The following is an 18,719-nucleotide window of genomic DNA, read 5'->3' on the forward strand; positions in this document are numbered from 1 at the left end:
TGGTCTCGGTCACGCGCGGCCGCACGACCGGCGTGCCGAGCAGGTCGGCCTGCATCTGCATCAGCAGGTCGCTGCGCGACGCGCCGCCGTCCACGCGCAGTTCGGCCAGCGAGATGCCGGCGTCCTTCTGCATGGCATCGAGCACGTCCACGCTCTGCAGCGCGATCGACTCCAGCGCGGCGCGGGCGATATGCGGGCCGCCGGTGCCGCGCGTGATGCCCACCATCGTGCCGCGTGCAAAGGGGTCCCAGTGCGGCGCGCCCAGGCCGGCGAACGCCGGCACCAGCACCACGCCGCCGGTGTCTTCGCACTGGCGCGCGAGCGGATCCACCTCGGGGGCGCTGTGGATCAGCCTGAGCCCGTCGCGCAGCCACTGGATCGTGGCGCCGCCCATGAACACGCCGCCTTCCAGGCAGTACTGGGTGTCCTGGCCGATCTGCCAGCCGATGGTGGTAATCAGCCGGTTGCGCGACGTCACCGGCTGGTCGCCCGTATTCATCAGGATGAAGCAGCCGGTGCCGTAGGTGTTCTTGGCCATGCCGGGGCGCAGGCAGGCCTGGCCGAACGTGGCTGCCTGCTGGTCGCCGGCGATCCCGGCGATGGGCACTTCCACGCCGAACAGGCGCCCCGACGTGCGCGCCACCTCGCCGCTGGACGGGGCGACCTCGGGCAGCAGGCTGCGCGGGATATCGAGGATGCCAAGCAGCTCGTCGTCCCAGCGGAAATCGTGGATATTGAACAGCAGCGTGCGCGACGCGTTGGACACATCGGTCACATGGCGTGCGCCGTCGGTCAGTTGCCAGATCAGCCAGCTGTCCACCGTGCCGAACGCCAGTTCGCCGCGCTCGGCGCGCTGGCGGGCGCCGTCGTAGTGGTCCAGCATCCAGCGCAGCTTGGTGCCCGAGAAATAGGCGTCGATGATCAGGCCGGTCTTCTGCTGGAAGGTGTCGCCGTGGCCGGCCGCCTGCAGGTCTTCGCACATCGGTGCGGTGCGGCGGTCCTGCCAGACCAGCGCGCGGCCCACGGGCTCGCCGGTCTTGCGGTCCCACAGCACCGTGGTTTCGCGCTGGTTGGTGATGCCGATGGCGCGCAGCTGCGAACCGCTGACGTTGGCATCGCCCAGCACCTCGTGGGCCACGGCCAGCTGCGACTGCCAGATTTCGTAGGGGTCGTGCTCGACGTGTCCGGGATGCGGATAATATTGCCGGAATTCGCGCTGGGCGATCCGAACCACATTGCCGGCGTGATCGAACAGGATGGCGCGCGAGCTGCTGGTACCCTGGTCCAGGGCCAGTACGTACTGCGGCGATTGCGTGGAATGCGTGGGTGTCATGCGGTCCATCCGTAACGGTGAATGTGTTTTCCCATGTCCGATATCGTTAGCGTAGTCGTTGCCGGCGTTGCCGCGCGCAGCCCCTTCGATCCCGCCGCGCACCTGCGGCTGCTGGTGGATGGCGTGCAGGTGGGCTGGTTGCCGCGGCACCATGCCGCCATCCTGCGCGCCATGGGCGATGTGCTGGGGCCGGAAAGCGGGGCGGAAAGCGGGCCGGAAAGCGGGCCGGAAAGCGGGCAGGGCGCCGTGACGCTGCTGCCCGCCTGCACCACGCCGGCCGCGCGCAATGCCGCGCTGGCGACGCTGGCCCGGCAGCTGGCCGATGCGGGCCACGTGCGCGGCTGGCGCAACGAGCTGTTTGCCGTCACGCCGGCGCTCGAGGCGGTGCCGTTCGCGGTGATCGAACGTGCCGCGGCCCGCTTCCTGGGGCTGCTGACCTTTGCGTCGCACATGAACGGCATCGTGGCCGGGCAGCGGGCGCTGTGGATCTCGCGGCGCAGTGCGGCCAAATCGGTGGACCCAGGCATGTGGGACAACCTCGTGGCCGGCGGCATGCCGGCGGGCAGCGACCCGCTGGAGACGCTGGTGCGCGAATGCGACGAGGAATCGGGCATTCCGCCCGCGCTGGCGGGCCAGGCCGAGGCCCACGGAGTGATCGATGTGCTGCGCGAAATCCCCGAAGGCGTGCAGTGGGAACGCGTGTATGCATATGACCTGGTGCTGCCGGCCGGCTTCGTGCCGCATAACCGCGACGGCGAAGTGGCGGAGCATCGCCATATCGACCCGGCGGCATTGCTTGCTATCATGGCGGGCCGTGCCATGACCGTCGACGCCACGCTGGTGACGCTGGATGCCCTCCGCAGACGCGGCTGGGCCGCCGTCCAGCCCTGAACACCAGGCATCGCGGCCAGGGCTTGCCTAACCCCGATTTGCCCAAGATGAGCACCACCGGATTTATCCTGACGCTTTCCTGCCCGGACCAGCCGGGCATCGTGCATGCCGTTTCCGGCCTGCTGTTCCAGCACGGCTGCAATATTGTCGATTCTGACCAGTACGGCGATGCGTTCACCGGCCGCTTCTTCATGCGCGTGCACTTCAGCACCGCCGCCGGCGGCCCGGAACTGGCCGAGCTGCGCGCCGCCTTCGCGCCCGTGGGCGACCAGTTCGGCATGCAGTGGGAAGTGTTCGACGCCACCGTGAAGCCGCGCGTGATGATCATGGTGTCGAAGATCGGCCACTGCCTGAACGACCTGCTGTTCCGCGCCAAGGCTGGCGGCCTGCCGGTCGAGATTGCCGCGATCGTGTCGAACCACCGCGATTTCTACCAGCTGGCCGCGTCGTACGACGTGCCGTTCTTCCACCTGCCGCTGATGAATGCGTCGGCCGAGCAGAAGGCCGCGCAGGAAGCGCGCGTCTTCGAAGTGGTGCGCGACCAGAACATCGACCTCGTGGTGCTGGCGCGCTACATGCAGGTGTTGTCCGACGACCTGTGCCGCAAGCTGCAGGGCCGCGCGATCAACATCCACCACTCGTTCCTGCCCAGCTTCAAGGGCGCCAAGCCTTACTACCAGGCGCATGACCGCGGCGTGAAGCTGATCGGCGCGACCGCGCACTACGTGACGGCCGACCTGGACGAAGGCCCGATCATCGAGCAGGAAATCGAGCGCGTGGATCACAGCATGGACCCCGAGCAGCTGACCGCCGTCGGCCGCGACGTCGAATGCGTGGCGCTGGCCCGTGCGGTCAAGTGGCACGCCGAGCATCGTATCCTGGTGAACGGCCACAAGACGGTGGTCTTCAAGTAAGCCCCGGCGCTGCCATCAGGCAGCCGCCCTCTTCCGCCAGCGGAAGGGGGCGGCGGGCAACCCGGGCGGATCTCACTCCCCATCCGCGACCACACATTTCACTCCGCTTTCCGCCAGCATCGTGTCGAACGGCGCGCGTAGCGGCTCGTCCGTAAACAGCCGGTCGATACTGGTCAGGGGCGCCAGCTCCACCATGGCACGGCGGTTGAACTTGCTGGCATCCGCTGCCAGCCATATCTCGCGCGAGTGTTCCATGATCGTGCGCGCCACCTTCACTTCCCGGAAATCGTAGTCGCGCAGCGTGCCGTCGGTCTCGATGCCCGAGATGCCGATCAGGCCGATATCCACCTTGAACTGGCGGATGAATTCCACCGTGGCCTCGCCGATGATGCCGCGGTCCCGCGAGCGCAGTACTCCGCCCGCCACGATGACTTCGCAATCGGGGTTGTCGGCCAGGATGTTGGCGACGTGCAGGTTGTTGGTGATCACGCGCAGGCCGCGATGATGAATCAGCGCCCGCGCAACTTCTTCCACCGTGGTACCGATGTTCAGGATCAGCGAGCAGCCTTCGGGTACAGCGGCCGCCACGGCGCGCGCGATGCGCACCTTGCCGTCGGCGTTGAGCGCCTGCCGCTGCCGGTAGGCAATGTTCTCGGTGGTCGACCCCTCCATGCGCACCCCGCCATGAAAGCGGGCCAGCATGCCGTTCTCGGCCAGCAGGTTCACGTCCCGCCGCACGGTCTGCAAGGTCACGCCGAACTTGCGCGCGAGTTCGTCGATGGAGGCAAAGCCCTGGGTGCGGACTTCCTCGAGAAGGGCGGTCTGGCGGGGATTAAGCGTCATGTCCGGCATTCTAGTTCAAACAGAAACGAAAACAAATGACGCGCTGCAGTATTGTTTTATGTTCGTTTTTGAGCTAAAACGAGCGGGTTGACTTGAAAAGTGCGCCTTGGCCGCGGTTTTCGGAGTGGCTGAGCAAGCACAGGAACATTGGAGACTGGATGCAGCTGAGCCTGGAAGGCATTGCGCAGCAAGTGGGGTCGCAAGCCTATCTTTACCCGATGACGCTGGCCCCCGTGCCTGGCGCCGTCACCATCCTGCTGGGGACCACCCAGGCCGGCAAGACATCGCTGATGCGGGTCATGGCGGGGCTCGACAAGCCCACGGCCGGCCGCGTGCGGGTCGATGGCGTGGACGTGACCGGCGTGCCGGTGCGCGAACGCAACGTGTCGATGGTGTACCAGCAGTTCATCAACTACCCGTCGCTGACCGTCTTCGACAACATCGCATCGCCGCTGCGGCTGCGGCGCGACGGCCGCGAGGCCATCGACGCCCGCGTGCGCAGCCTGGCGGGCCGCCTGCATATCGACCATTTGCTGGAACGCTACCCGTCGGAACTGTCCGGCGGCCAGCAGCAGCGCGTGGCCCTGGCGCGTGCCCTGGCCAAGAATGCGCCGCTGATGCTGCTGGACGAGCCGCTGGTCAATCTGGACTACAAGCTGCGCGAGGAACTGCGCGAAGAGCTGACTCACCTGTTCGCGCAGGGCGATGCCACGGTGATCTACGCCACCACGGAGCCCGCCGAGGCGCTGCTGCTGGGCGGGCACACTGCCGTGCTCGATGCTGGCGAACTACTGCAGTACGGCCCGACCCCCGAAGTCTTCCACTATCCGGCCTCGCTGCGGGTGGCGCGCGCTTTCAGCGATCCGCCGATGAACCTGGTGGAAGGCGTGCTGGACGCCGGACGCGTGACGCTGCCCGGCCAGATCGTGATTCCGTTGCCCGAGGTCAATGCGCCGGGCGGCCCGGTGACGGTGGGCGTACGCGCCGCCGCGCTGCGCCTGAGGCCGGTGCCGGGCGCGGTGGAAGTGCCAGGCAAGGTCTCCCTGGCCGAGCTGTCGGGCTCCGATACCTTCGTGCACGTCGATACGGCTGCCGGCAACCTCGTGGCCCAGTTCGCCGGGGTGCTCGACCTGCAGCTGGGGGCGCCGTTGTCGCTCCATATCGAACCGGGCCAGCTGTACCTGTTCAATGCCGCCGGCGACCGCATCCACGCGCCGCGCCGCCCGGGCGCCCTGGCCGATGTGGTCAGCACGCCCGTTACCGAGTCGGGAGCCTGACATGGCGCGCATCGATCTCGATCTCGCCCATTCCTATGTGGCCGATCCGCAGAAGGACGAAGACTACGCGCTGCTGCCGCTGAACTTCACCTTCGAGGACGGAGGCGCCTATGCGTTGCTGGGCCCGTCCGGCTGCGGCAAGACCACGCTGCTGAATTGCATCTCGGGGCTGCTGCGGCCGTCGCAGGGCACTATCCGCTTTGACGGCAACGACGTCACCGACGCCTCGCCGCAGGCGCGCAATATCGCGCAGGTGTTCCAGTTTCCGGTGATCTACGACACCATGACGGTCGGCGAGAACCTCGCCTTCCCGTTGCGCAATCGCGGGGTGGGCGCCGCGCAGGTCAAGGAACGCGTCGGCAAAGTGGCCGAAATGCTAGACCTGTCGGCCTCGCTCGACCGCCGCGCCAGCGGGCTGGCCGCCGATGCCAAGCAGAAGATCTCGCTGGGGCGCGGGCTGGTGCGCCAGGACGTGTCGGCCATCCTGTTCGATGAGCCGCTGACCGTGATCGATCCGCACCTGAAATGGCAGCTGCGGCGCAAGCTCAAGGAAATCCATCACGAATTCCGGCTGACGCTGATCTACGTGACGCACGACCAGACCGAGGCGCTGACCTTTGCCGACCAGGTGGTGGTGATGTCGCGCGGCAAGGCCGTGCAGGTGGGATCTGCGGATGCGCTGTTCGAGCGGCCCGCGCACACCTTCGTGGGGCACTTCATCGGCTCGCCGGGCATGAACTTCCTGCCGGGCCAGTGGCGCGATGGCGCGGTGGAGGTGGCGGGGCGCCGCTTCCTGCCGGACCTGCCGCCGCAGACGCTGTCGGCGCTGCAGTCCGCTGGCAACTTCAAGATCGGCGTGCGGCCCGAATACCTGCAACTGGCGCCCGAGGGCGACCCGCAGGCCCTGCCGGTGCGCGTGGAGCGCGCGCAGGACATCGGCACCTACTGGCTGATGACCTCGAAGGTCAATCATGGCGAAGATGCCACGATCCGGGCCCGGCTGGGCACCGAGGCCGCCGCGCTGCGGCCCGGCGAAACCGCGTGGCTGTCGGTGTTCAACCGCCACACCTGCTTCTACATCAACGAGGAACTGGTCCCATGAAGCCCGTCAACCAGAAAGCCTGGCTGCTGGTACTGCCCGTGGTGATCTGCGTGGCGTTTTCGGCCATCCTGCCGCTGATGACCATCGTCAACTATTCGGTGCAGGACATCATCTCGCCCGAACGCCGCGTGTTCGTGGGCACCGAATGGTTTGCCACGGTGCTGCGCGATGGAGAACTGCACGACGCGCTGCTGCGCCAGCTTGGCTTTTCGCTGGCCGTGCTGTGCGTGGAGATCCCGATCGGCATCCTGCTGGCGCTGGCCATGCCGGCCAGGGGCTGGCAGGCATCGGCCGCGCTGGTCATCATCGCGCTGTCGCTGCTGATTCCGTGGAACGTGGTGGGCACGATCTGGCAGATCTTTGGCCGCACCGATATCGGCCTGCTGGGGGCGGCGCTGGACGGCATGGGGTTTGCCTACAACTACACCGGGAGCGCCGTGGATGCCTGGGTGACCGTGCTGGTCATGGACGTCTGGCACTGGACACCGCTTGTGGCGCTGCTCTGCTATGCAGGCCTGCGCGCGATTCCCGATGCCTACTATCAGGCGGCGCAAATCGATGGTGCATCCCGCTTTGCCGTTTTCCGCTTCATCCAGCTGCCCAAACTGCGCGGCGTGCTGATGATTGCGGTGCTGCTGCGCTTCATGGACAGCTTCATGATCTACACCGAACCGTTCGTGCTGACCGGCGGCGGACCCGGCAATGCCACCACGTTCCTGTCGCAGTACCTGACACAGAAGGCGGTGGGGCAGTTCGACCTGGGGCCGGCGGCCGCGTTCTCGATCGTCTACTTCCTGATCATCCTGCTGACCTGTTTCGTGCTCTATAACTGGATGCAGCGCGCCGGCACGGCCGGCACCGAGGAGGTTCCCAATGGCTGACCGCAAGCTTCCCGGCCAGCGTCCGGGCTGGTGGCGTCCGGTCTTCCTGACGCTGTACCTGCTGTTCGCCATCGTGCCGATCTACTGGATGGTGAACATGTCGTTCAAGACCAACGAGGAGATCGTGTCGTCGCTGTCGCTGTGGCCGGCGGCCGTCACGCTGGAACACTACGTGACGATCTTCACCGATGCGTCGTGGTATTCCGGCTATATCAATTCGCTGATCTACGTTGTGCTGAACACGGTGATCTCGATTTCCGTGGCGCTGCCGGCGGCCTATGCGTTCTCGCGCTACCAGTTCATTGGCGACAAGCACGTGTTCTTCTGGCTGCTGACCAACCGCATGACACCCCCGGCCGTGTTCCTGCTGCCGTTTTTTCAGCTTTATACGACGATCGGTCTGATGGACACGCACCTCGGCGTGGCGCTGGCCCACCTGGTGTTCAACGTGCCGCTGGCCGTGTGGATCCTGGAAGGCTTCATGTCCGGCGTGCCGCGCGAGATCGACGAGACGGCCTACGTGGATGGTTACTCGTTTCCGCGCTTCTTCCTGACCATCTTCCTGCCGCTGATCAAGGCGGGCGTGGGCGTGGCCGCGTTCTTCTGCTTCATGTTCAGCTGGGTGGAACTGCTGCTGGCGCGCACGCTGACATCGGTCAATGCCAAGCCGATCGTGGCGACGATGACGCGTACGGTGTCTGCGTCGGGCATGGACTGGGGTGTGCTGGCCGCGGCCGGCGTGCTGACCATCGTGCCGGGCGCGATCGTGATCTGGTTCGTACGGCACTACATCGCGAAGGGCTTTGCGATGGGCCGCGTATAAGGAGCCGCGATGCTGAACTGGATGGTATGGACTACCCCGGTAGCGGTATTTTTTACCCTGGTGGTGGTGATGCTGGTGGGTATGACGATCTGGGAGGTGCGCGCGCCCACCGTGGAGCGCAAGGGCTTTCTGCCGATTGCCACCACGCGGGGCGACCGCCTGTTTATCGGATTGATGTTCGCCGCGTGGATCAACCTGGCATGGGTGGGCCTGGGCGAGAAGATGCAAGCCTGGTTCCAGCTGGCGGAGGAGCCGTCGGTATGGATCAGTGCGGCAATTTCGGCCGTGGTGCTGCTGATCGTCATGCGGCGGGGCTGACGCGTCAGGAAGCGGGGCGCAAAGAGGCTCGCAAGGAAGGTTGCACGGCAGGTCGCAGGAATTTTCAACTGGTGTTGCGGTTCATGGGCTGCGAGATCTTGTCCCTTCCCCGGGGCCGCAACCCTGTGACAGAACCGGGGAAGGGTACCTGAGGAGACAACGAATGAAAGAGCGCGTGAAGTTGGGGATGTCGGCCCTGGCCTTTGCGGCCGCACTGACATGCGGGCATGCCGCGTGGGCCGACGAGGCGGCGGCGAAGAAGTGGATCGACAGCGAATTCCAGCCGTCGTCGCTGGCCAAGGACAAGCAGCAGGCCGAGATGAAGTGGTTCATCGATGCCGCCGCCAGGCTCAAGGCCAAGGGCGTGACGCAGATCAATGTGGTGTCGGAAACGATCACCACGCACGAGTACGAATCGAAGACGCTGGCCAAGGCCTTCGAGGAAATCACCGGCATCAAGGTCAACCATGACCTGATCCAGGAAGGCGACGTCGTAGAAAAGCTGCAGACGTCGATGCAGTCGGGCAAGTCGATCTACGACGGCTGGATCTCGGATTCCGACCTGATCGGCACGCACTATCGCTACGGCGCCATCCTGCCGCTGTCCGACTACATGAACGGCGCCGGCAAGGAATTCACCAACCCGGGCATCGACGTCAAGGACTTTATCGGCACCAAGTTCACCACGGCGCCGGACGGCAAGCTGTACCAGTTGCCCGACCAGCAGTTTGCCAACCTGTACTGGTTCCGCGCCGACTGGTTCGCGCGCAAGGACCTGCAGGACAAGTTCAAGGCCAAGTACGGCTATGACCTGGGCGTGCCGACGAACTGGTCGGCCTACGAGGACATCGCCAACTTCTTCACCAACGACGTGAAGGAACTGGACGGCAAGAAGGTCTTCGGCCATATGGACTACGGCAAGAAGGACCCGTCGCTGGGCTGGCGTTTCACCGATGCCTGGCTGTCGATGGCCGGCTCGGCCGACAAGGGCCTGCCCAATGGCATGCCGGTGGACGAGTGGGGCATCCGCGTGGCGGAAGACAAATGCACGCCGGTGGGCGCCTCGGTGTCGCGCGGTGGCGCCACCAACAGCCCGGCAGCCGTCTATGCGCTGACCAAGTACATCGACTGGATGAAAAAGTACGCGCCGCCGCAGGCCATGGGCATGACGTTCTCCGAAGCCGGGCCGGTGCCCGCGCAGGGCCAGGTCGCGCAGCAGATCTTCTGGTACACGGCCTTCACGGCCGACATGACCAAGAAGGGCCTGCCGGTGGTCAATGCCGATGGATCGCCGAAGTGGCGCATGGCGCCGTCGCCGTATGGCCCGTACTGGAAGCAGGGCATGCAGAACGGCTACCAGGACGTGGGCTCGTGGACGTTCTTCAAGAACACCGACCCGAACCGCCTGGCCGCGGCGTGGCTCTACGCCCAGTTCGTGACGTCGAAGACGGTGTCGCTGAAGAAGTCGCTGACCGGCCTGACCTTTATTCGCGACAGCGATATCCACCACGAGTACCTGACCAAGAATGCGGCCAAGTACGGTGGCCTGATCGAGTTCTACCGCAGCCCGGCCCGCGTGGCCTGGACGCCGACCGGCAACAACGTGCCTGACTATCCGAAGCTGGCACAGCTTTGGTGGAAGAACGTGGCCACGGCGGTGACAGGCGAGAAGACCCCGCAGGCGGCCATGGACAACCTGGCCGAGGAAATGGACCAGGTGATGGGCCGGCTGCAGCGCGCGGGCATGGCCCAGTGCGCGCCGAAGCTGAACCCGAAGAGCGATCCGTCGAAGTGGCTGTCGTCGGAACACGCGCCGTGGAAGAAGCTCGACAACGAAAAGCCGAAGGGCGAAACCATCGCCTACGACAAACTGCTGCAGGCGTGGAAGGAAGGGCGAGTTCGCTGATCCTTCCCTGAACGGGGTGTTCAGCCTGCAGTGTGAAGCGGTGGCGCGTGTTGCGTCACCGCTTCATTTTTTTGTGGATCTGTTAAGGATTGGAACATTGCTGTTGCAGTCGGGGGTGAGGGGTGGACGGCGGGGCTGGGGTCCATAGAATCGTTCGCGGAAATTGATGAACGAGGAGCGATATGGATTTGTCGGATCATTTCGAACGCCCCAGGCTTGCTGCGGATATTGCACAGAAGCTGGTGCATGGGCCGGCCAGCAAGGTCATCGCACTGATGGGGTCGCGTGGCATCGGCAAGAGTACGTTCCTGCGGCAAGAGGTGGTGCCGGCCATCCGCAAGCTCGGCGCCCTGGTGGTGATGGCGGATCTGTGGGGCGAGACGGAAAAGGACCCTGCCGACGTGGTGACCGGTGCAGTCCAGAAAGCGCTGGATGCCAATGAGAGCATCGCGGCAAGGTTTGCGCACGCGGTGGGACTCAAGGGTGTCGGGTTTGGAGGCCTGTCGCTGGCCTTCGATCATGGCGAAGCGCGCGAGAAGCGGGGCGGACTGTGGGTCTACCGCTCAATGGAGGCGCTGTCGGCCCGGATGCGCCGTCCGATCATCCTGATCATCGACGAAGCGCAGCAGATGCTGGCAACCGAGCGAGGGGACAGCATGCTGTACACGCTGAAGGCCACGCGAGACCTGCTCAACAACGAACGGGGACTGTATGGCGTACGGACCGTGTTCACAGGCTCCGATCGCACGAAGCTGCTGATGATGCTGGGCGGACGGCACACGATGTACAGCGCGTCGCAGTTTGCGTTTCCGGAACTCGGCGCGGACTTCCTGCAGTGGGTACGACGCAAGTATGAACTGCCGCCTTCGGCCGACGATGCGCTGCTCGAAAGGATGTTTCAACGTGCGGAAAGTCGTCCCGAAGTCCTGATGGACGCCGCATTGAGGATAGCGCTTTACGGCCAGTTCGAGGGCGTGAGCGTCAGGCACGCATTCGAACGGGCCGTTGACCTGCGGTTGGCCAGAGTCCACCAGCCTTTCCTGAAGGCAATGGATCCGCTGGACCCGATCGACGATGCCGTGCTGCGCGTGGTGGCCGCCAATCCGTCCACGATTGCCGGGTTCGACAGCCGGACGATGGGGCTGTACCGGACGGTCGTCCAGGAACTGGACCCTGAGTGGAACCGGGCGCCGAAGCGGCGCGATATCGAACAGTCCCTGAAGCGGCTGACTGCCCTGAAACTGATGTGGGGCTCGGTACTGGGCATCCATATGCTCGCGGACCCGACGCTGGCAGGCGCCATGCGGCGGGCGGGGCTGCTGGATATCGTGCCCGAGATCCCGGGCAGGCAATGGCCGGATGCCGACGAGGACATGGACGCGTTTATCGTTCCATCGTCCGGGGCGGCGTCTCAGACCTCCGAAGACGCATCCTCCGGGCGCCTGGCCCCTGTCGACGCATAGCAGGCCTTGCCACGCCGCTTGGCATCGTACAGGGCCATGTCGGCGCGCATGAACAGTTCGCTGACCGACGTGCCCTGGTCCGGACGATGCATTGCGCTGCCCACGCTGGCCGTGGAGACCAGCCGGTGGCCGTCAATGTCGAACGGTCGCATGGCCGCGTGTACCACCGTGTGGGCGATGCGTTCGACCGTGTTGGGGTTGCCCACGTTGTCGAGCACGATGGCGAACTCGTCGCCGCCGATCCGCGCCACGGCGTCGCCGGCGCGCACGCATGCACGCAGGCGCTCCGCAAAGGCGACCAGCAGCTGGTCGCCGATGGGGTGCCCGTAGGTGTCGTTGACCGCCTTGAAGTCGTCGAGGTCAACCAGCAGCAGCGCGGTGCGGTAGCCACCAGCATCGGCGCGCGCCATGGTTTCCTGCAGGCGCCGGTCGAAGCCCTTGCGGTTGAGCAGCCCCGTCAGGTGGTCGGACAGCGTCTGGGCTTCCAGCGAGCGCAGCTTCTGGCGTTCGCCGGTAATGTCGCGCGCGAACATATGCAGCCCGGTGACGGCATCCTTGGCGTCGTTCCAGGCCGGCTGGAAGGTCATTTCCCATGCGCGCCCCTCGGCATTCTCGCGGCTGTACGTGACGGATTCTCCGGCACACGCTTGGTCCAGGTAAGGCTTGTTCGCCACGTACTCGGGCGTGCCCCAGAGTTCGCGCAGCGAGAGGCCGGTGATCTGGCTGGCAGGCAGGCCGAAATGGCGCGCGTAGGCGTGGTTGACGAACACGAAGCGCTCGTCGGCGTCGACAAAGGCCACGAGGTCGGGCACGTGATTGGCAATGGCCTCCAGCCGCTTTTCGCTGGCCGCTGCATTGCCGGTGGCAGCTTTCAGCGCGGCTTCGCGTTCGATCAGCTGGGTCATCACTTCCGAGAACGTGCCGGCCAGTTCGCCGATCTCATCGTCGCGGCGCACGGGCAACTCGGCCATGGCGGCCGGCTGCTCGCAAAGGCGGCGCACGGTGCGATGCAGATGCTCAAGCGGTGCCAGCAGGTGCCGGATCACGGCCCACATCAGGAGTGCGGCAGCCAGCAGCGTCACGATGCCCAGGATGACGGCACGGTGGCGCACTTCAACCAGCGGCGCGTAGGCTTCGGCGGCAGGCAGGACAGATATCACCTCCCAGCCATTCGACTCCAGCAGGAAGCGCGCCACGATGGGCTGTTCGGGCCAGATCGATTCGAATTCCGATTCGGGGGCTTCGGCTCCGCACGACTCCCCGATGGCCTGGGCAGGAGTGAGTACCTTTGCCGCATCGGGGTGCAACGCGTAACGCGGATTCGGGCCGGCCGACACCAGGCAATAGAAGCCGGTGACGCCCACCCGGTGTTGCGCCAGTTCGCGCAGGAAATTCTCTGCAGAAAGATTGAGCACGCCGCCCACCACGCCGCGCAGTTGACCGTGGCTGTCATGCATCGGCACGGCCAGGACCACGCCGGGGGCGCTTGTATGCTTGCCTTGCAGCAGGTCGGAGACGGCAAAGTCGGCGCCGTTGACGATGGCCTTGAAGTAGTCGCGGTCGCCTACGGTCATCTTCACGCCATCGGGTACGGCGGTACTGAAGATGAGGGTGCCATCGGTCGAGGCCAGGAAGGTCGCATTGAAGTGCTCGGGCATGTCCACCGTATCGATGGCCATCTGACGCAACTGACCAGCCGGACGATCGAGAACAGGCGCGAGCGTGCGCGCGAGCCGCCGCAGCACGACGGCGCGCGACTCGAGCTTCTCGTCGAGTTGATCGGCAACCAGTCTGACCAGGGTGTCCTGCTGGGCCTGAACGACTTCTTTCAGGCGGGTGTATGCGTAGACCTGGGAAAACCCGACCCGCACCACAAATACCAGCGAGACAACCGTCGCGGCCGCGATTGCCATTCGATACTTCAATGAGTGCCGCATGAATCTCTTTTTGTTCTGCGCACTGACCCGATTCCCCGGTTACCTGGGCTTCAATGCAACGACCCTGCCCATCTGTTGGATGCATCCTGATGATGCAGCGTTGGCAACCGGTTCAAAGCGTAGCAGAACCGCCAATTCTTTCGGCGGGAGCAGCGCTGGAAACACGTGTGCTATCCCACATGAGGTGGCGTATGCGACGCGTCGTGGTGACGACGCGACACTGCGGCGCGTTTGTGTGGCTCAAGGGCAGGCTGTCAGCGCTTCGGCCAGCCAGTCGATAACGGGCCGGAATCGCGATGCGCCCCGGAACTCCGGCGGGTAGGCAAGCCAGATTTCGCGGAGCACTTCGGGAACCGGGCGGACCAGCGAGAGGCCCGGTTCGCCAGCCGCAAGATAGTGCGGCAGCAGGGCAACGCCCAGCCCGGCGCGTACGCCTTCGCGCACGGCCACGAAACTGTTGGACTGGAACGAGAAGCGCCGCCCCTGAAGCTGCGGCCACTCGACCTCCGGCAGCGAAAAGCCTTCGTCGAGCAGGCCGCACAGCGGTGTATCGCGCGATTCCGCCGTGGTGGCTGACATGGCAGCGGGCGCATAGAGCCCGAAGTGGATCGTGCCGGCGCGCTGCGCGACCAGCGATTCTTCCTGCGGGCGGGCCAGGCGTACCGCGATATGGGCCCGGCGCCGGGCCAGGCTGGTGACGCGGTTATCCACTTCGAGCCGTACTTCCACGTCGGGATTGCTTGTGTAGAAGCCGGGAAGTCGCGGTGTGAGGAAATGGCTGCCCAGTGAGGCCGTTGTCGCCACCCGCACCACGCCGGATACGCCCGGGCTGGCGCCTTCGATCTCGCGCAGCAACCTGTCGGCGGACTGTTCCATCTCGCGTGCGGCGGCTAGCGCATTGCGTCCGGCGGCCGTCAGGACGAAGGTGCCGTCGGTGCGCGTTGCCACGGGTTTGCCCAGCGCGGTCTCCAGACGCCGGATACGCCGGATCGCCGTGGCGTGCGTGATGTCGAGTTCCCGGGCGCAGGCCGAATAGCTTCCGACCCGCATCAGCGTGGACAAGGTCAGCAGGTCGTCCCAGGTGATTGTGCTTTTTTGCACAGTTGTTGTGATCTGGTGGCTAATTGGCGTACAGCTTACCGACCTCTAGGATGCCTGTATAGCCACTTTCATCCTATGGAGCGCCCATGACCGCAACGCCCGCCGCCAAGCCCTTCACTCTGCTCGACGCCGCTGGCGCCAGCCGCCAGCCTTCCGCGTGGTCGGATGCCGTACTGGTCCTGGTGGATCACCAGCGCGAATACGTCGACGGCAAGCTGCCGCTGACCGGCATGCCGGCAGCCGTGGCAGAGTGCGCCGCGCTGCTGGCGCTGGCCCGCCGGCACGGCACGCCCGTGATCCACGTGGTCCATCATGGCAAGCCCGGGGGGGCATTCGATCCATCGGGTCCGTTTGCGGAAATCATCGAAGGTGTAACGCCGGTTGACGGCGAGCGGACGGTCATCAAGAACCTGCCGAACAGCTTTGCGGGCACCGACCTCGCAGCGCAACTCGATGCGCTTGGCCGCAAGGAACTGATCGTGGCCGGCTTTCAGACCCATATGTGCATCAGCGCGACCGTGCGCTCGGCGCTCGATCATGGCTATCGCGTCACGCTGGTCGCCGCGGGCTGCGCCACGCGTGACTTGCCGGACCCGCTGGGCGGCGAACCGTTGCGGGCCGCCGAACTGCATCGGGTCACGCTGGCCGCGCTGAATGACCGGTTTGCGACGGTGGTGGCGGACGCTTCCGCGTGGCAATGACGCTGACCGACGCAAAGTGAGCCTTGCCGGGGGGGGCGGGTGGCGAATTTGAGATGTGTGCAATCAATTACATATTGGTCACGCGCTGGGGGCGGCGGTCTGGGGCATACTAGCGCCTTTCCGACGCGGCAAATCCCGCTGCGTCCGCTCAATCAAGCCGCCCCTGCATGAAGCGCATCCTGCTTATCAAGATCACGTCGCTTGGCGACATGGTGCATACCCTGCCGCTGCTGTATGACCTGCGTCGTGCCTATCCGGACGCCAAAATCGACTGGATTGCCGACGCTTCGTGCGCGGATATCCCCAGCTGGGCGGTCGGCGTCGACCGCGTCATCGCGCCGCCCCTGCGTCAGTTCAAGAAAAACGGCCGCAAATGGCGCGACCTGCGCGGCATCATCGGTGCGCTGATGTCGCTGCGCCGCGAACGCTATGACGTGGCAATCGACGTTCACGGCGTCTACAAGAGCGCCATCGCCGCCCGGCTGGCACGGACAAAGCGGCGTCTCGGCTATGCGGCCGAATTTCTCGGCGAAGAAAAGGCCGTGTTCGCCTACACCGAGATTTTTGGCCCCCATGGCGATGCCAACTGCCGCCAGAAAATGCGGATGGTGGTAGCCAACGCACTGGGCTACGACATCGAGCCGCACGAGACGGCCGAACTGCGGGTACCGGCTCCGGCCACGCCGTTGAACACCGATGGTGTGCCGCGTGCGCTGCTGTTCCACGCGACGTCGCTCGATATCAAGAAATGGCCACAGGCCAACTGGGTCGAGATCGGGCACCAGCTGGCCCGGCGCGGCTACCGCGTGCAGTTGCCATGGGGCTCGCAGAAGGAGCAGCAGGAAGCCCAGGCACTGGCAGCGGCCATTCCCGGTGCGGAGGTCCTGCCGCGCATGTCGATCACCGAGTGTGCCCAGCGCGTGGACGCTGCAGCGCTGGTCGTCGGCATGGACACGGGCTTTGTGCATCTTGCGGATGCGCTGGGCAAGCCCACGGTCATGCTGTTCACTGCCACGTCGAGCCCCCATTTTGGTGTCAACAAGCCGGGCCAGTCGGTGTCGGTCGGCGATAACGGCGCACCGCCTTCGGTCGACGAAGTGCAGCGGGCCATCGACTACGTCACCCATGCCAGCCCTGTGCCCGTGGGCGGCGCACCGCTTCAGGCCGCCGGCAGCGCATCGACGTAACGCCAGTATTCGAAATCCACAATCGTCGTATTGCCGTTCATGGTGACCAGGTCAAGCATGAACGGCTGGCGCCGGATCAGCATGCACGTCAGGTAGCGCGACGCGCGGGTCAGCGCCGGCGGCGCGGCCGTGGCTTCGCCGTGACGCATTGCCAGGCGCAGGATATGCACCGGCACAAAGCGCTGCGGATCGTCCATGCGCGCCAGGGCTGCCCCACGATATAGCAGCGACGACTGCGCCAGACGGGCAAACCGGGTGCGCAGCTGCGCCAGCGTGGCCGGCGCCAGCGCCGCGCCGGTTCCCGTCAGCCCCACGGCGGTCAGGCCGCGCACATTGGCGCGCCAGAGTCCGCCTACCACCACCAGCGGGTCACGCTTTTCCGGCGGCGGCAGGCTCGACAGGTCTTCCGAAACGGCGAACATGTCGCCGTTGAGATCGTAAAGATGGCTGCGCAGCCCGAAACGCCGGTGGTACCCGATGATGCAATCGAGATCCTCGTCCAGGATGGGGCGCGCATCGCGCGGCAGATAGCGGGGCCTGACCTCGAACAGGCCGGCCGACACGGCATAGTGGCCCGTCCAGGTTTTCAGCAGGCCCGCATCGGCGCCGTAGTCGTTTTCGGTATTGGCGGGTGACAGTTCCAGCGACATCGTATTCAAGGCGTAGCGTTGGGGGGAAGCTCTCAACGCTACGCGCCGTACGATTCGACGTCGTTAGGACATTTCTAATTGTTGGCGCGGAAACTTCTCGTCCTGGCGGCGGATTGACGCAGCGCAATCCAGTGCGCCTCCTGGACGGCCCGCCAGTCAGTGGATCCATCCGCCTTGCACAAAGCGCACGGGTTCCGCGTCGATCCGCAGCAGCAGGGCGGTCAGGCCATCGGGCGGCTGGCGCTGGCCGGTGCCCATGTCAGTGCCTGAGCCGCCCGAACCGCCCGAGGCTGGCTGTCCCGCCGTGCAGACCAGACTGGCATCGCTCCATCCGTTGTCCCCGGGCGCTGCCAGCGCGCGCAGCCAGCCGTCGCGGTCGGCCAGCCACGTGGTGCCAGACAACCGCGACGGGTCGACCCCGGCAATCTTCGCGAACGCAGGCCAGGCCTGCGCGGATGCGGCCACGCAGCCGGCGCGGAAATCGGGAACCGCCGGCGGCGGTCGGCCATCGCGCGTGACCAGCAGTGTCAGAAAGCGTGGATCGTCGAAAGGCAGCGTTGCCGGCGAACCATCGAATGCCACCACGCGGACGCGCTGGTGCCCGCGCCAGTCGTCCAGCGCGCGCGGGGCGGTCTCGCCGCAGCGGACCATCACGTCGGGCAATCGCAACGGTATCGGCCAGCTTCCCTGCGCGGCGCCGCCGGTGCCGGCGGCCAGCGCCTTCAGGTAGTCGATCACGGCCCATGCCTGCGCGTCGTCAATCTGGTTGCCGAAGGCCGGCATGGTCGCATGCCCGTTGCGGTCGCGCATGCCGGCTACGATGTGCCAGAACAGTTCGCCTTCGGCACGCCGACCCAGCAGCGGACTCAGGAAGGTGGGCGGCCAGCGTGACAGCGTGGCCGCCAGCGGCCCTCCGCCACGGCCGTCGTCGCCATGGCATGCCGCGCAATGCCGGGCGTAGACCTGGGCGCCGGTCGCGATGGCATCCACGGCGAATCGTGTGGGGTTCTGGTGGAAGCTCGTGGGCGCCGCAGGCGTGACCAGCAGCGCTGGCGATGGCCATGGCGCCGCCACCAGCGCCAGGGTGCCGATGCCCAGCCACGCCATGCGCCGCCTGCGCCAGCACAGCGCCACCGCCAGGCAGGCCAGCGCCAGCACGGCGGCCAGCACGGACAAGCCAAGCTGGCGCGCCAGCCCGAGGTCGATCACCAGGGTTTCGCCGGCAATGCGTTGCGACCACGGCCAGGCAGGCTGGCCGTGCAGGTCGCCGGACCAGCCCAGGACGTGCCAGACCTGCAGCAGCCCAAGCTGGATTTCCTGAACCAGGCGCAGCAGGGCATTGAGCCATACCTGTGGCGGCGGCGCGCTCATGGCGCGCGCCGGGAGAGGGTG

At 65.8% G+C, this 18,719-nt stretch carries 17 protein-coding genes; 11 read left to right on the plus strand and 6 right to left on the minus strand.

Going from position 1 to position 18,719, the window contains the following annotated elements; genetic code table 11:
• The coding region (glpK, locus tag A9J21_RS11980; protein ID WP_082926371.1) for a glycerol kinase GlpK at positions 1-1,333 on the minus strand (1,333 nt) is incomplete at its 3' end.
• Between the two features lie 33 nt (positions 1,334-1,366).
• Here glpK and A9J21_RS11985 point away from each other — a divergent pair.
• A complete protein-coding gene (locus A9J21_RS11985; protein WP_156545822.1) occupies positions 1,367-2,224 on the plus strand; it encodes an NUDIX hydrolase family protein in 858 nt (285 codons plus the stop codon).
• Positions 2,225-2,271: 47 nt separating this feature from the next.
• Positions 2,272-3,138 (plus strand): formyltetrahydrofolate deformylase, encoded by an 867-nt coding sequence (gene purU, locus A9J21_RS11990; RefSeq protein WP_066735811.1) that lies wholly within the window; start codon positions 2,272-2,274, stop codon positions 3,136-3,138.
• Positions 3,139-3,210: 72 nt separating this feature from the next.
• Here the strand turns inward: purU and A9J21_RS11995 are convergent, their stop codons facing one another.
• A complete protein-coding gene (locus tag A9J21_RS11995; RefSeq protein ID WP_197497493.1) occupies positions 3,211-3,981 on the minus strand; it encodes a DeoR/GlpR family DNA-binding transcription regulator in 771 nt (256 codons plus the stop codon).
• 158 nt (positions 3,982-4,139) lie between these two features.
• Here A9J21_RS11995 and A9J21_RS12000 point away from each other — a divergent pair, with 158 nt between their 5' ends.
• The 7 genes from A9J21_RS12000 to A9J21_RS12030 all read left to right on the plus strand — a co-directional run bounded on the left by A9J21_RS12000 (position 4,140) and on the right by A9J21_RS12030 (position 11,751).
• The gene (locus tag A9J21_RS12000) at positions 4,140-5,258 is read left to right on the plus strand and encodes an ABC transporter ATP-binding protein (protein WP_066735814.1); all 1,119 of its coding nucleotides are present in this window, start codon (positions 4,140-4,142) and stop codon (positions 5,256-5,258) included.
• Between the two features lies 1 nt (position 5,259).
• The gene (locus tag A9J21_RS12005; RefSeq protein ID WP_066735815.1) at positions 5,260-6,360 is read left to right on the plus strand and encodes an ABC transporter ATP-binding protein; all 1,101 of its coding nucleotides are present in this window, start codon (positions 5,260-5,262) and stop codon (positions 6,358-6,360) included.
• Positions 6,357-7,241 (plus strand): carbohydrate ABC transporter permease, encoded by an 885-nt coding sequence (locus A9J21_RS12010; RefSeq protein WP_066735816.1) that lies wholly within the window; start codon positions 6,357-6,359, stop codon positions 7,239-7,241. The genes A9J21_RS12005 and A9J21_RS12010 overlap by 4 nt, the downstream gene beginning before the upstream one ends.
• The gene (locus A9J21_RS12015) at positions 7,234-8,064 is read left to right on the plus strand and encodes a carbohydrate ABC transporter permease (protein ID WP_066735817.1); all 831 of its coding nucleotides are present in this window, start codon (positions 7,234-7,236) and stop codon (positions 8,062-8,064) included. The genes A9J21_RS12010 and A9J21_RS12015 overlap by 8 nt, the downstream gene beginning before the upstream one ends.
• A 9-nt stretch (positions 8,065-8,073) precedes the next feature.
• Complete coding sequence (locus tag A9J21_RS12020) at positions 8,074-8,382, plus strand: DUF2160 domain-containing protein (protein WP_066735819.1); 309 nt, start codon at positions 8,074-8,076, stop codon at positions 8,380-8,382.
• A gap of 175 nt (positions 8,383-8,557) precedes the next feature.
• Positions 8,558-10,288 carry an ABC transporter substrate-binding protein gene (locus A9J21_RS12025; protein ID WP_066735936.1) on the plus strand — a complete coding sequence of 577 codons (1,731 nt, stop codon included), beginning with the start codon at positions 8,558-8,560 and terminating at the stop codon, positions 10,286-10,288.
• A gap of 182 nt (positions 10,289-10,470) precedes the next feature.
• Complete coding sequence (locus A9J21_RS12030; RefSeq protein WP_066735821.1) at positions 10,471-11,751, plus strand: AAA family ATPase; 1,281 nt, start codon at positions 10,471-10,473, stop codon at positions 11,749-11,751.
• Here A9J21_RS12030 and A9J21_RS12035 read toward each other — a convergent pair.
• Together A9J21_RS12035 and A9J21_RS12040 are read right to left on the minus strand one after the other, a co-directional pair.
• Positions 11,700-13,664 (minus strand): diguanylate cyclase domain-containing protein, encoded by a 1,965-nt coding sequence (locus A9J21_RS12035; RefSeq protein ID WP_082926364.1) that lies wholly within the window; start codon positions 13,662-13,664, stop codon positions 11,700-11,702. The two genes, A9J21_RS12030 and A9J21_RS12035, sit on opposite strands and share 52 nt — an antisense overlap.
• A gap of 264 nt (positions 13,665-13,928) precedes the next feature.
• Complete coding sequence (locus tag A9J21_RS12040; RefSeq protein WP_066735825.1) at positions 13,929-14,789, minus strand: LysR family transcriptional regulator; 861 nt, start codon at positions 14,787-14,789, stop codon at positions 13,929-13,931.
• Positions 14,790-14,875: 86 nt separating this feature from the next.
• On the opposite strand from A9J21_RS12040, the gene A9J21_RS12045 reads away from it, so the two are divergent.
• Together A9J21_RS12045 and waaC are read left to right on the plus strand one after the other, a co-directional pair.
• Entirely contained in the window at positions 14,876-15,490 is a 615-nt protein-coding gene (locus tag A9J21_RS12045) for a cysteine hydrolase family protein (RefSeq protein WP_066735826.1), read from the plus strand.
• 167 nt (positions 15,491-15,657) lie between these two features.
• Positions 15,658-16,677, plus strand: coding sequence for a lipopolysaccharide heptosyltransferase I (gene waaC / locus A9J21_RS12050; protein ID WP_066735828.1), 1,020 nt, complete (start codon positions 15,658-15,660; stop codon positions 16,675-16,677).
• Here waaC and A9J21_RS12055 read toward each other — a convergent pair.
• The gene (locus A9J21_RS12055) at positions 16,650-17,327 is read right to left on the minus strand and encodes a hypothetical protein (RefSeq protein WP_066735830.1); all 678 of its coding nucleotides are present in this window, start codon (positions 17,325-17,327) and stop codon (positions 16,650-16,652) included. The genes waaC and A9J21_RS12055 overlap by 28 nt on opposite strands.
• Before the next feature lie 156 nt (positions 17,328-17,483).
• Positions 17,484-18,698 (minus strand): cytochrome c, encoded by a 1,215-nt coding sequence (locus A9J21_RS12060; protein ID WP_066735835.1) that lies wholly within the window; start codon positions 18,696-18,698, stop codon positions 17,484-17,486.
• Between the last annotated feature and the right edge of the window lie 21 nt (positions 18,699-18,719).

This window comes from Cupriavidus sp. D384, assembly GCF_001652915.1.
In the GTDB taxonomy this organism is placed as follows: Bacteria; Pseudomonadota; Gammaproteobacteria; order Burkholderiales; family Burkholderiaceae; genus Cupriavidus.

Excerpts from the sequence above, each read along its gene's own strand:
- A9J21_RS11985 (WP_156545822.1), top strand. The coding sequence starts at position 1,367 with ATGTCCGATATCGTTAGCGTAGTCGTTGCCGGCGTTGCCGCGCGCAGC.
- purU (WP_066735811.1), top strand. The coding sequence starts at position 2,272 with ATGAGCACCACCGGATTTATCCTGACGCTTTCCTGCCCGGACCAGCCG.
- A9J21_RS11995 (WP_197497493.1), bottom strand. The coding sequence starts at position 3,981 with ATGACGCTTAATCCCCGCCAGACCGCCCTTCTCGAGGAAGTCCGCACC.
- A9J21_RS12000 (WP_066735814.1), top strand. The coding sequence starts at position 4,140 with ATGCAGCTGAGCCTGGAAGGCATTGCGCAGCAAGTGGGGTCGCAAGCC.
- A9J21_RS12005 (WP_066735815.1), top strand. The coding sequence starts at position 5,260 with ATGGCGCGCATCGATCTCGATCTCGCCCATTCCTATGTGGCCGATCCG.
- A9J21_RS12010 (WP_066735816.1), top strand. The coding sequence starts at position 6,357 with ATGAAGCCCGTCAACCAGAAAGCCTGGCTGCTGGTACTGCCCGTGGTG.
- A9J21_RS12015 (WP_066735817.1), top strand. The coding sequence starts at position 7,234 with ATGGCTGACCGCAAGCTTCCCGGCCAGCGTCCGGGCTGGTGGCGTCCG.
- A9J21_RS12020 (WP_066735819.1), top strand. The coding sequence starts at position 8,074 with ATGCTGAACTGGATGGTATGGACTACCCCGGTAGCGGTATTTTTTACC.
- A9J21_RS12030 (WP_066735821.1), top strand. The coding sequence starts at position 10,471 with ATGGATTTGTCGGATCATTTCGAACGCCCCAGGCTTGCTGCGGATATT.
- A9J21_RS12035 (WP_082926364.1), bottom strand. The coding sequence starts at position 13,664 with ATGGCAATCGCGGCCGCGACGGTTGTCTCGCTGGTATTTGTGGTGCGG.
- A9J21_RS12045 (WP_066735826.1), top strand. The coding sequence starts at position 14,876 with ATGACCGCAACGCCCGCCGCCAAGCCCTTCACTCTGCTCGACGCCGCT.
- waaC (WP_066735828.1), top strand. The coding sequence starts at position 15,658 with ATGAAGCGCATCCTGCTTATCAAGATCACGTCGCTTGGCGACATGGTG.
- A9J21_RS12055 (WP_066735830.1), bottom strand. The coding sequence starts at position 17,327 with ATGTCGCTGGAACTGTCACCCGCCAATACCGAAAACGACTACGGCGCC.
- A9J21_RS12060 (WP_066735835.1), bottom strand. The coding sequence starts at position 18,698 with ATGAGCGCGCCGCCGCCACAGGTATGGCTCAATGCCCTGCTGCGCCTG.